This window comes from Pseudomonas sp. McL0111, from assembly GCF_052567255.1.
This window is the reverse complement of record NZ_CP199585.1, coordinates 3,539,052-3,551,067: the sequence shown is the minus strand read 5'-3', so window position 1 is coordinate 3,551,067 and position 12,016 is coordinate 3,539,052. Positions and strand designations below refer to the sequence as shown.

The 12,016-nt window shown below is 59.7% G+C and carries 10 protein-coding genes; 7 read left to right on the top strand and 3 right to left on the bottom strand.

Features of this window, described 5'->3' with window-relative positions:
* Positions 1–174: 174 nt before the first annotated feature.
* The 3 genes from ACTWLJ_RS16235 to ACTWLJ_RS16225 all read right to left on the bottom strand — a co-directional run bounded on the left by ACTWLJ_RS16235 (position 175) and on the right by ACTWLJ_RS16225 (position 2,788).
* Positions 175–1,188: a GNAT family N-acetyltransferase gene (locus tag ACTWLJ_RS16235; RefSeq protein ID WP_445177554.1), complete on the bottom strand. Its 1,014-nt coding sequence runs from the start codon at positions 1,186–1,188 to the stop codon at positions 175–177.
* An 87-nt stretch (positions 1,189–1,275) separates the two neighbouring features.
* Positions 1,276–2,073, bottom strand: coding sequence for a substrate-binding periplasmic protein (locus ACTWLJ_RS16230; RefSeq protein WP_445177553.1), 798 nt, complete (start codon positions 2,071–2,073; stop codon positions 1,276–1,278).
* A 91-nt stretch (positions 2,074–2,164) separates the two neighbouring features.
* Positions 2,165–2,788, bottom strand: coding sequence for a TetR/AcrR family transcriptional regulator (locus ACTWLJ_RS16225; RefSeq protein WP_401213339.1), 624 nt, complete (start codon positions 2,786–2,788; stop codon positions 2,165–2,167).
* A 186-nt stretch (positions 2,789–2,974) separates the two neighbouring features.
* Between ACTWLJ_RS16225 and ACTWLJ_RS16220 the strand changes: the two genes are divergently transcribed.
* The 7 genes from ACTWLJ_RS16220 (at position 2,975) to ACTWLJ_RS16190 (ending at position 11,955) form a co-directional block, all read left to right on the top strand.
* Entirely contained in the window at positions 2,975–4,765 is a 1,791-nt protein-coding gene (locus ACTWLJ_RS16220; protein WP_445177552.1) for an acyclic terpene utilization AtuA family protein, read from the top strand.
* A 12-nt stretch (positions 4,766–4,777) separates the two neighbouring features.
* Positions 4,778–5,662, top strand: coding sequence for an SDR family oxidoreductase (locus tag ACTWLJ_RS16215; protein ID WP_445177551.1), 885 nt, complete (start codon positions 4,778–4,780; stop codon positions 5,660–5,662).
* Between the two features lie 3 nt (positions 5,663–5,665).
* Complete coding sequence (gene atuC / locus ACTWLJ_RS16210) at positions 5,666–7,282, top strand: geranyl-CoA carboxylase subunit beta (RefSeq protein WP_445177550.1); 1,617 nt, start codon at positions 5,666–5,668, stop codon at positions 7,280–7,282.
* 30 nt (positions 7,283–7,312) lie between these two features.
* Entirely contained in the window at positions 7,313–8,470 is a 1,158-nt protein-coding gene (gene atuD, locus ACTWLJ_RS16205; protein WP_445177549.1) for a citronellyl-CoA dehydrogenase, read from the top strand.
* Positions 8,467–9,264 carry an enoyl-CoA hydratase/isomerase family protein gene (locus ACTWLJ_RS16200; protein WP_445177548.1) on the top strand — a complete coding sequence of 266 codons (798 nt, stop codon included), beginning with the start codon at positions 8,467–8,469 and terminating at the stop codon, positions 9,262–9,264. Before atuD ends, ACTWLJ_RS16200 begins: the two co-directional genes overlap by 4 nt.
* Positions 9,265–9,380: 116 nt before the next feature.
* Entirely contained in the window at positions 9,381–11,342 is a 1,962-nt protein-coding gene (locus ACTWLJ_RS16195) for an acetyl/propionyl/methylcrotonyl-CoA carboxylase subunit alpha (RefSeq protein ID WP_445177547.1), read from the top strand.
* 70 nt (positions 11,343–11,412) lie between these two features.
* Entirely contained in the window at positions 11,413–11,955 is a 543-nt protein-coding gene (locus tag ACTWLJ_RS16190) for an exonuclease domain-containing protein (RefSeq protein WP_445177546.1), read from the top strand.
* The last annotated feature ends 61 nt before the right edge of the window (positions 11,956–12,016 follow it).

Genomic DNA, 12,016 nt, shown 5'->3' with positions numbered 1-12,016 from the left:
TGGTGTGGTTCATAACCCCTGTGGCAGCTAGCTCCCACAATGGATTGGTGTGGTTCATAACCCCTGTGGCAGCTAGCTCCCACAATGGATTGGTGTGGTTCATAACCCCTGTGGGAGCGAGCTTGCTCGCGAAGGCGGACTTGAGACCGCAATGGGACTCAACCCCCTACCATTTCAAGCCAGCTTGCACCGATCAAAAAACCGCTCACGCCCCAACATCATCAGCGCTGCACGCTTGTGCGGGAAGTCGAACTCTTTTTCGCAGTGGAAGCACTGGTTCTGCATGTGACCGATCATCTTCGCGTTGTCGGCACGCGGTTCGGCGACCACACGCTGAGTGCGCGGATCATCCAGAAACAGGTAATGCACCAACGCCGACAGCCAGCTCGCAACCTTGTGCGGGCCGCGATGACTTTCCTCACCCACCAGCATGTGAATGCCACGGTCGTAATTGTCGGCATCGTAAAACGGTGCGATGCGATCTTCCTTGGCCCAGTAGGCCTCGAAATAGGCAAACGGCTGATCGTCGAAGCAACCAATCAAGGTCAGCGTGTGCGGATCGGCGTCGAGTTTACTCAAGTATTCGCGATGCTTTTCGATGCTGCCCTCTTCCTGCCAGAAACTGGCAACTCGCGGACTGTTCTGCCAGCGATTGAAGCGCGGCAGGTCTTCCTCGATCTCGACCGTACGCAAGGAAATCCACGCGCCGAGGCGCGCGTCGAAACGCCGATAGACTTCACCGCGTGGTTTCACCGGACGTAGTGGATGGCGTTTGCCATCGCTGATGATCATTTGCTGCGGATAGCTGCCAGTCAGCGAGGTGCCAAGCCACGGTTGCGGCAATTGCCAGAACAGCGTGCGCTCGCAGCGATATTCGCCAGGCACTTCGGTGCTCACCAACAAACCACTGAGCAAGGCTTCGGTCGGCGGCTGATCCAGTTGCCAGATCAGTTGCTGGCTCTCAGGGTCACGGGTAAACAGCCAATAGCAGGCAGCCCATAGCGATTGGCCGAGCGGCAACGCGTAACGTTCATCGAGCTGGATCGGCCCCTTGGCTTCCCGGTCAAGACGCAGGCGGATCAGCGGTTGTCCGTCCAGGCTCAGGCACAGACGGCTTTCGGTTGCATCGGCTACCAATTGGCTGCCCGAAGGCAAGGCAAGGGCAGTCAGATCATTCAGATTGGACATGGGTCGGGCTCACGATAATCGTCGACAGTTCAACGATGTGACGTGAGCCGGGGGAGGAAATTTAGGCTGGAAGTCAAAATCCGCAGGTCATGTATGAGGAACCGGCACGATGGCAATCTTGTAGGGTTCGAAGATTTTCAACAACTGACCGTTGTCGCGCAAACCTTGCATCAATTTGCTGAAAGCCTCGCCTGTAATCGGCGCGGTCGGTCGAAGAATGGCGTAATGGTGATAGACCTGATCGATACGCTGCGAGACCAGTAACTCATCGCGTACCTTTTCGTTACGTTGCAGGTAATCGAACAGATAGGAGCGTGTCACCAACGCAATGTCGGCCCGCCCGCGCAGCACCATCAGCAGGTTGCTATCGTGGGAATAGGTCAACGTCGCATTGAAGTTCTGGTCGAGGAACTTGGGGTCGGCATTGAAGTTGGCGAACTCGTAGTGATAGCCGCTGAACAATGCCAGACGCTTGCCGGCGAGATCAGCGAAATAGTTCTGCTGACGACCGTCCTTGTGTTGCGCGACGAAAATCTCCGCATCCTCCAGGCCCATATCGACATCGGTATGAGGGATGTCTTTCCACCCCCAATCGGGGTTCTCGAAGATCGCCATGTCGATCCGGCCCTGCTTGAAATCACCGAAACGACGGGGAATCGAAGTCGGAACGAGGACGAACTGATAGTCGCTCTGCAGCGCATTGAGCGCCTCGACCAATTGCGGCAACAAACCCGTATCTGCGCCGTTTTCCGGACGGATGGTATAAGGCGGAAAATGCGCCGCGCCCACTCGAACCAATTGCGCCGCCTGCACGGGCAAAACCAAAAATGCCGCCAGCGCTACGAGTACCAGACTCGCGGCCGTCCCAATTGGCGAAGACTTCAAAACACCCCACTCCCCGAAAAATACCGATCAATGCATTCAAGCTAGGCGGTTTCGCCCAGTTAGCCAGTTTCCCAATCCGATAGAAAGCGTCTCAGCGCTCTTCAAGTACCAGAATCAGCGCCTCGTCAGCCAGTTGATCGAGGCTCAGGCTGCCACCGGCACGGAACCAGGTGGTGGTCCAGGACAACGCGCCTGTGAGAAAACGTCGGGTAACAAATACGTCGCCGCGAATGAACCCGGCATCCTTGGCCTCGCCCAACACCTGTAACCAGATATCTTCGTAGACATCGCGCAGCGCGAGGACTTTGGCCTGACCTTCCTCGGACAGGGAACGCCATTCATAGACCAGCACCGCCATCGCCTCGCCGCTGCCGCCCATGATCGATTGCAACTCACAGCGAATCAGCGCCAGCACCCGCTCGCGCACATTGCTGGAGTCAGCCAGTGCCGCACGCATCAATGCGGTGTTGTAACGGATGGTTTCCTCCATCACCGCACGGAGGATTTCATCCTTGCTTTTGAAGTGATGAAAAATGCTGCCGGACTGAATCCCCACCGCCCCGGCCAGATCGCGCACTGTGGTGCGTTCATAGCCTTTGTTGCGGAACAGATGAGCCGCCACTTGCAGCAATTTGCCACGGGCACTGTCCGGGTCGGTCAACTCGCCGTTGTCGACCAGTTCGCGCATGACCCTCAGGGCTTTTTGCTCGTCCACCCGTTCTCTCCTACAGTCGATCAGTCTGTTGCCCCCTGAAAAATCGCAGGGTTGCGCGCAATTTAAGCCGCCGACAGCGACCAAGCAAGCGCTTGGCTGGAAGATAATTTTTGCTGTTTACAAACCAAGCGCTTGCTTGGTAGCCTCGATCCACTTCTATCGCAGGTTTCCGAGCCGGAGATAAAAATGCCAACCACCGTCCGCATCGGATGCGCCAGTGCATTCTGGGGTGACACGTCGACCGCCGCCGCGCAGCTTGTAGCTGGGGGACGGCTGGATTATCTGGTGTTCGACTACCTCGCCGAGATCACCATGTCGATCATGGCCGGCGCGCGCATGAAAGACCCACAGGCCGGGTTCGCCAGCGACTTTATCGAGGTGCTCGCCCCACTGCTGCCGCAACTTGCCGAACAGAAAATCCGCGTCATCAGCAACGCTGGCGGGGTCAATCCCCACGCCTGCGCCGCCGCTCTGCAAGCCGCCTGCGACAAGGCCGGTGTCACGCTGAAAATCGCCGTGCTGTCGGGTGATGACCTGCAACCACAATTCAAACAGCTCGGAACACTGGGCATCCGCGAGATGTTCAGCGCTGCACCGTTGCCGCCGATGTGCGTTTCGACCAACGCCTACCTCGGCGCCCCCGGCATCGTCGAAGCCCTGCGCCTGGGCGCCGACATTGTGATTACCGGGCGCGTGGTCGACAGCGCAGTGGTCAGCGCGGCGCTGGTGCATGAATTCGATTGGTCGTGGCACGACTACGACAAACTCGCCCAGGCCGCGCTGGCCGGGCACATCATCGAGTGTGGCGCACAGTGCACCGGTGGCAACTTCACCGATTGGCGCGACGTGCCGGATTACGAACACATTGGTTTCCCCATCGTCGAAGTCGTCGCTGATGGTCAGTTCATCGTCAGCAAACCCGAAGGCTCCGGTGGGCTAATCACGCCGCTGACCGTCGGCGAACAGATGCTCTACGAAATCGGCGATCCGCAGGCTTATCTGTTGCCGGACGTGATCTGCGATTTCACTCAGGTCAAACTTCAGCAACAGGGCAAAAACGCAGTGCATGTGCACGGAGCCAAAGGCCTGCCGCCCAGCGATAAATACAAAGTCAGCGCCACTTATCCGGACGGTTTCCGCTGCACCGCGAGTTGCCTGATCGCCGGCATCGATGCGGTGGACAAGGCTCGCCGTGTCAGTCAGGCGATCATCGCCAAGACCTCGGAAATACTCGAGCAACGCGGCTGGGGACCCTACAGCGAAACGCACATCGAACTGCTTGGCAGCGAAGCCACCTACGGCCCCCATGGCCAGCGCCAGGACAGCCGCGAAGTGGTGATCAAACTTGCGGTGCGTCATCCAAACAAACAGGCGCTGATCCTGTTTTCCCGCGAGATCGCCCAAGCCGCCACCGGCATGGCACCGGGGTTGACCGGGATCGTCGGCGGACGCCCCACGGTTTACCCATTGATCCGGCTGTTCTCATTCCTGATCGACAAAAACGCCTGCACCCTGCAAATCGACATGGCCGGTAAATCTCACCCCTGCGCCCTGCCCTCGCAAGTGCCGCTCGACACCGAAGAGTTGCCGACGCCGCATCAACCTCCCAAACCCGATGGCCGCGCCGATGCCAGTGTGGCGTTGGTGAAACTGGCAGTGGCGCGCTCCGGCGACAAGGGCAATCACAGCAACATCGGCGTCATGCCACGTCGTGCCGAATATCTGCCGTGGATCGCCGAAGCCCTGACCCCGGCAGTGATCGTCGACTGGATGAGCCATGTGCTCGACCCGGTTCACGGCCGGGTCGAACGCTGGTATCTGCCTGGCACCCACAGCCTGAATTTCCTTCTGGAAAACGCCCTCGGTGGCGGCGGCGTAGCGAGTTTGCGTATCGACCCGCAAGGCAAAGCGTTCGCCCAGCAATTGCTGGAAATCCAGATCCCGGTGCCGCAGAGCATCGCCGAGCAGTTCGACTAGAGGATTGTGTGCATGGCGTTCGAATCGATTTTCAAAGCCGATCTGTTCAGCGGCCAGACCATCATCGTCACCGGAGGCGGCAGCGGCATCGGTCGTTGCACCGCCCATGAACTGGCGGCACTCGGGGCCAATGTATTGCTGGTCGGGCGCAAGCCGGAAAAGCTGCAACGAGTTGCTGCAGAAATCACCGAGGACGGTGGTCGTGCGCACTGGAAGGCCTGCGATATTCGCGATGAAGACGCGGTCCGGCAACTGGTCAGCGAACTGATCGGCGAACACGGGCCGATCCATGGTCTGGTCAACAATGCCGGCGGCCAATACCCGTCACCGCTGGCCTCGATCAATCAGAAAGGCTTCGAAACCGTGTTGCGCACCAATCTGGTCGGCGGTTTTCTGATGGCGCGGGAAGTGTTCAATCAGTCGATGAGCAAACATGGCGGCAACATCGTCAACATGCTCGCCGACATGTGGGGCGGCATGCCCGGCATGGGCCACTCGGGCGCCGCACGTTCGGGCATGGACAACTTCACCAAGACCGCCGCATTCGAGTGGGGTTACGCCGGAGTGCGGGTCAACGCGGTGGCGCCGGGCTGGATCGCGTCCAGCGGCATGGACACTTACGAAGGCGCATTCAAAGCGGTGATTCCGACCTTGCGCGAGCACGTACCGCTCAAGCGCATCGGCACTGAATCGGAGGTCAGCGCGGCGATTGTCTTCCTGCTCAGCCCGGCCGCCGCATTTATCAGCGGCAGCACACTGAAAATCGATGGCGCCGCCAGCCTCGGCAGTCGTGCCTGGCCATTGCACAAGGCGACCAACAGCGAGTCGTTCAATGGCTTTCACCGTGCCTATTTGCCGGAAGTGCTTCGTCCGCAAGTCCCTAAGGACAAGGAGTAAGCCATGCCGGTGATCCACTCCCAACTCGATCCACACAGCGAAGCATTCAGCCGCAATCGCGCTGCAATGCTCACAGCCATCGAACATGTGCAACAGCTCGAACAGAACCTGCTGAACAAAGCCGCTGAGGCCAAACCGAAATTCGACAAGCGCGGGCAACTGCTGCCGCGCGAACGCTTGAACCTGCTGCTCGACCCCGGCGCGCCATTCCTCGAACTGGCCAGTCTCGCCGGCTACAAACTGCACGATGACAAGGATGGCAGCGCCGCCGGTGGAGGATTGATTGCCGGCATCGGTTATGTCTGCGGCATCCGCGCGATGGTGGTGGCGAACAACAGCGCGATCAAGGGCGGGACGATCTCCCCCAGCGGTTTGAAAAAATCCCTGCGACTGCAACAGATCGCCAAGGAAAACAAACTTCCGGTCATCACCCTCGCCGAAAGCGGCGGCGCCAACCTCAATTACGCGGCGGACATTTTCGTCGAAGGCGCGCGCAGCTTTGCCAATCAGGCGCGAATGTCCGCCATGGGCTTGCCACAGATTACCGTGGTGCACGGTTCGGCCACCGCCGGTGGCGCTTATCAGCCGGGGCTGTCGGATTACGTGGTGGTGGTGCGCGGCAAGGCCAAACTGTTTCTCGCCGGCCCGCCGTTATTGAAAGCGGCAACCGGAGAAGTAGCCACCGATGAAGAACTGGGTGGTGCCGAGATGCACGCGCAGGTCGCTGGCACAGCTGAATACCTTGCGGAAAATGATGCCGACGGCGTGCGATTGGTACGCGAGATCCTGCGTATGTTGCCGTGGAACGAGCAACTGCCGTGGTTGCCGGAACCGCAATACAAGGAGCCGTTGTATCCCATCGAAGAGCTGCTCGGACTGATCCCCGACGACCCGAAAAAACCCTACGACGTGCGGGAAATCATTGCGCGGATTGCCGATGAATCAGAGTTCCTTGAATTCAAGGGAGAGTTCGACCAGCAGACCATTTGCGGCAACCTGAAAATTCAGGGACGTGCCTGTGGTTTTATCGGCAACAACGGCCCGATCACCCCCAACGGCGCGAGCAAGGCGGCGCAGTTCATTCAGCTCTGTGACCAGAGCCAGACGCCACTGCTGTTTTTCCACAACACCACCGGGTTCATGGTCGGCACTGAATCTGAACAACAAGGCGTGATCAAACACGGCTCGAAACTGATTCAAGCGGTGGCCAATGCACGGGTGCCGAAACTGACCATAGTGGTCGGCGGCTCCTACGGTGCCGGCAACTACGCGATGTGTGGGCGCGGCCTCGATCCACGGTTTATCTTCGCCTGGCCCAATAGTCGCACCGCTGTGATGGGCGGCGCGCAGGCCGGCAAGGTGCTGCGTATCGTCACCGAAGCCAAGCAACTCAAGGACGGTATGGTTCCGGACCCGAAGATGCTCGACATGCTGGAACAGGTCACCGCACAAAAACTCGACAGCCAGTCCACCGCCCTCTATGGCAGCGCCAACCTGTGGGACGACGGGCTGATTGATCCAAGCGACACCCGCACCCTGCTCGGTTATCTGCTGGATATCTGCCACGAAGCCGACATACGCGAACTGCAACCCAACAGCTTCGGCGTCAGCCGGTTCTGACTGCCACGGATCTTACGGAGAACAATAAAAATGATCTTCACCCCGGAACACGAGGCACTGCGTCGCACCGTCCGCCAGTTCGTCGATCACGAGATCAACCCGCACGTCGAAGCATGGGAAAAGGCCGGACGTTTCCCGATCCACGAAATATTCCGCAAGGCCGGCGACCTCGGTCTGCTGGGGATCTCCAAACCGGAAAAGTTCGGTGGCATGGGCCTCGACTACAGCTATTCGATTGTCGCCGCCGAAGAGTTCGGCACCATTCACTGCGGCGGTATTCCGATGTCGATCGGTGTGCAGACCGACATGTGCACCCCGGCCCTCGCCCGTTTCGGCTCCGATGAACTGCGCGAAGAGTTCCTGCGTCCGGCGATTACCGGCGAACAGGTCGGTTGCATCGGCGTCTCGGAAGTCGGTGCCGGCTCCGACGTGGCCGGGCTGAAAACCACAGCGCGCAAGGACGGCGACGACTATGTGATCAACGGCAGCAAGATGTGGATCACCAACTCGCCGAGCGCCGACTTCATCTGTCTGCTGGCCAACACCTCGGACGATAAGCCACACATCAACAAGTCGCTGATCATGGTGCCGATGAACACGCCGGGCATCAGCCTGAGTTCGCACCTGGACAAACTCGGCATGCGCAGTTCGGAAACCGCCCAGGTGTTTTTCGATAATGTGCGCGTGCCGCAGCGCAACCGCATCGGCCACGAAGGCGCAGGTTTCATGATGCAGATGCTGCAGTTTCAGGAGGAACGACTGTTCGGCGCGGCAAACATGATCAAGGGTCTGGAATACTGCGTCGACAGCACCATCGAATACTGCAAGGAACGCAAAACCTTCGGCAACACGCTGATCGACAATCAGGTCATTCACTTCCGCCTTGCCGAATTGCAGACCGAAATCGAATGCCTGCGGGCACTGGTCTATCAGGCCACCGAACAATATGTGCGCGGGCAGGACGTCACGCGCCTGGCGTCGATGGCCAAGCTCAAGGCCGGGCGTCTTGGCCGTGAAGTCAGCGACAGTTGCCTGCAATACTGGGGCGGTATGGGCTTCATGTGGGACAACCCGGTCGCCCGCGCTTATCGCGATGTGCGGCTGGTGTCGATTGGCGGCGGCGCCGACGAAATCATGCTCGGGATCATCTGCAAACTGATGGGCACCTTGCCCGGGAAGAAGAAATGAGCAACCTGCCGGATTGCCAGACTTTGCTGCTGGAACAGCACGGTGGCGTGCTGCACATCACCCTCAATCGCCCTGAAAGCCGCAATGCAATGAACCTGCAAATGGTCGCCGAACTGCGCGCAGTGCTGGCAGCGGTGCGCGATGACCGCGCGGTGCGAGCACTGGTGATTGGCGGTGCTGGCGGGCATTTCTGCGCTGGTGGCGATATCAAGGACATGGCCAACGCCCGCGCCCAGGGTGGCGACGCTTACCGCGATCTGAATCGTGCTTTTGGCGCCTTGCTTGAAGAGGCTCAGCACGCGCCGCAAGTGCTGATCACCGTCCTGCACGGTGCGGTGCTCGGCGGCGGTTTTGGTCTGGCCTGTGTCAGTGATATCGCGATGGCCGATCATCAGGCGCAATTCGGTCTGCCGGAAACCAGCCTCGGCCTGCTGCCGGCGCAGATCGCTCCGTTTGTGGTGCAACGCATCGGTCTGACCGAAACCCGGCGTCTGGCGTTGACCGCCGCGCGCTTCGATGGCAATCAAGCGCGGCGCATGGGCCTGGTGCATTTTGTCGAACACGATCCGCAGGCGTTGGCCGAACGGCTTGATGAAGTGCTCGACCATGTTTTGTGTTGCGCGCCGGAAGCGAATGCCGCGACTAAAAAACTGCTGCTGGCCAGCGCCGGGAAGCCGTCGAGTGAATTGCTCGATGAAGCGGCGCAGTGGTTCAGCGAAGCGGTGACGGGTGCGGAAGGAGTCGAGGGAACCATGGCTTTTTTACAGAAACGCAAACCGGCATGGGCCTCCTAAAAGCATCGCTGGCAAGCCAGCTCCCACAGGTTTTGTGACAACACACATCCCCTGTGGGAGCTGGCTTGCCAGCGAAGAGGCCATCACTTTCACCGCCCATTTTCAGGAAGCCCAGCATGCCCGCCATCCACAAAATCCTGATCGCCAACCGCGGTGAAATCGCCTGCCGCATCCAGCGCACCGCCCAGGCGCTGGGCTACCGCACGGTCGCGGTATTCAGCGATGCCGACGACGACGCCCTGCACGTAAAAATGGCCGATCAAGCCGTGCACATCGGCCCGCCTCCCGTGCAGCAGTCCTACCTGAATATCCCGGCGATTCTCGACGCCGCCCGCCGCAGCGGCGCCGACGCGATCCATCCCGGCTACGGCTTTCTCTCGGAAAACTCCGAATTCGCCCGCGCCTGCGAACTCGCCGGCCTGACCTTCATTGGCCCAAGCGCCGATGCCATCGAACTGATGGGCAGCAAACGTCTGTCCAAAATCGCCATGCTCGACGCCGGCGTCCCATGCGTCGCCGGTTATCAAGGTGCCGTACAGGACGACGCAACCCTGCTGCGCGAAGCCGAACGCATCGGCTATCCACTGATGATCAAGGCCAGCGCCGGCGGTGGCGGGCGCGGCATGCGCCTGGTGCATAACGCCGAGGAATTGCCGGCGCAGTTGCGCACGGCTCGCTCCGAAGCACTGAACGGATTTGGCAGTGATGAATTGATCCTTGAACAGGCGCTGATCGATCCGCGGCATGTCGAGGTGCAAGTGTTTGGCGACCAGCACGGTAATCTGATTTACCTCGGCGAACGCGACTGCTCGATTCAGCGCCGTCACCAGAAAGTCATCGAAGAAGCCCCCTGCCCGGTGATGACCGCCGAGTTGCGTCAAGCCATGGGCGAAGCGGCGCTCAAGGCTGGCCGTGCGGTGAATTATGTCGGTGCCGGCACAGTGGAATTTCTGCTCGACAACAGTGGCCGGTTTTACTTTCTTGAGATGAACACCCGCCTGCAAGTCGAGCACCCGGTGACCGAGTTGATAACCGGTCTGGATCTGGTGGCCTGGCAGTTGCAGGTTGCCGAAGGCCAGCCGTTGCCGCTGACGCAGGAGCAGGTGCGGCTTGACGGGCATGCCATGGAAGTCCGCCTCTATGCCGAAGATCCGGCGCAGGACTTTCTGCCACAAACCGGTCGTATCGAAGGCTGGGAACCTGCGCAGACGTCAGATACACGAATCGACCACGGGCTGTGCGAAGGCCAGTCGATCAGTCCGTTCTACGACCCGATGCTCGGCAAACTGATCGCCCATGGCGCCACCCGTGAAGAGGCCCGGCGCAAGTTGCTGCGTGCGGTGCAGGACAGCGTGTTGCTCGGCGTACAAAGCAATCAACGTTTGCTGGCCGAGTTGCTGCAACATCCGCAATTTATCAGCGGCGAATTCGGTACTGGATTCATTCCCCGTCACTTCTCCGATCATCCATGCCTGCACGCATACGTGCCGACAGCCGAGGAGCTGGCGATTGCCGCCGTGTTGTTTTATCAAGCGGCCGCAAGTAAACATCGCGCGCCCTTGAAGGGCTGGCGCAACAACGCCAGCGTGCCGCTGCATTATCGTCTCGGCCTCGATGAGCAGGACTGGACGGTGCAACTGCTTGCCGAGACAGAAGGAACATTCAAAGTACAAACGCTTGATCGCTCGCTCGATCTGAAACTCATCGACCACGACGAACGCTCGGTAACACTGGAAATCGACGGCTTGCGCCAACGGCACGCCTGTCGCCTCGGCTCAGATCAACTCTGGTTGTTCACCCATCCCGGCAGCCTGCTGCTGGAGGATCGAACTCACGAAGTGATCGGCAGTCAGACCAGCGTCAGTACAGGCACGCTAAAGGCACCGATGGATGGCGCGATCATCGACGTGCTGGTCAGCGAGGGCAGTCCGGTCACTAAAGGCCAACTGCTGATGGTGCTGGAGGCAATGAAAATGGAGCACCCGCTCAAGGCCGGTATCGACGGCGTACTCCAGCGGGTGCAGGTCAAGGTCGGCGATCAGGTAAAAAATCGTCAGGTTCTGTTGCAGATCGAGTGAGTCGCCAGGCGCAAACGCAGGGTTTGGCTACGCTCTGAACTATCAGGACGCGGAAATCAGGAACCCTGCGATGCCTCACTGGCTGGTCATTGATCTGGAAGCCACCACCGACGAGGGTGGCTGGCCGGTTACAGAAATGGAAATTATCGAGATCGGCGCCACGCTGGTGGATCGAACCGGACGCGAGCAGGATCACTTTCAGCGCTTCGTCAAACCGACGCGGCGGCCCTTGCTCACGCCCTTCTGTCGCGAGCTCACGCACATCACCCAGGCCAATATCGACAGTGCCCAGCCGCTCAGCGACGTGTGGCCGGCGTTCGAACGCTGGCTCGGCCAGCATCAGACGCGCCTGGAAGGCTGGGTCAGTTGGGGCGATTACGACCGCAAGCAATTGCTTCAGGAATGGCAGCGCCTGCAACTCGACAGTGCGTTGAGCCGAGTGCCGCACATGAACCTCAAACAACGCTTCGCCAAGGCCCGACGCCTGGAACGACCACTGGGGCTCAATGGCGCGTTACAACTGGCGGGGATGCAGTTCAGCGGTCAACAACATCGAGCGCTGGAAGACGCGCGCAACACCGCGCGCTTATTGCCGTTGGTGCTGCCGCTTTAGGGGCGTGACGGCGCCAGATGCCTTGTGCATACTGGCCGACCATTTTTAGTCCTTTTTTGCT

Bases quoted from the DNA above. Each gene is read 5' to 3' on its own strand.
- ACTWLJ_RS16235 (WP_445177554.1), bottom strand. From the start codon at position 1,188: ATGTCCAATCTGAATGATCTGACTGCCCTTGCCTTGCCTTCGGGCAGC.
- ACTWLJ_RS16220 (WP_445177552.1), top strand. From the start codon at position 2,975: ATGCCAACCACCGTCCGCATCGGATGCGCCAGTGCATTCTGGGGTGAC.
- ACTWLJ_RS16215 (WP_445177551.1), top strand. From the start codon at position 4,778: ATGGCGTTCGAATCGATTTTCAAAGCCGATCTGTTCAGCGGCCAGACC.
- atuC (WP_445177550.1), top strand. From the start codon at position 5,666: ATGCCGGTGATCCACTCCCAACTCGATCCACACAGCGAAGCATTCAGC.
- atuD (WP_445177549.1), top strand. From the start codon at position 7,313: ATGATCTTCACCCCGGAACACGAGGCACTGCGTCGCACCGTCCGCCAG.
- ACTWLJ_RS16200 (WP_445177548.1), top strand. From the start codon at position 8,467: ATGAGCAACCTGCCGGATTGCCAGACTTTGCTGCTGGAACAGCACGGT.
- ACTWLJ_RS16195 (WP_445177547.1), top strand. From the start codon at position 9,381: ATGCCCGCCATCCACAAAATCCTGATCGCCAACCGCGGTGAAATCGCC.
- ACTWLJ_RS16190 (WP_445177546.1), top strand. From the start codon at position 11,413: ATGCCTCACTGGCTGGTCATTGATCTGGAAGCCACCACCGACGAGGGT.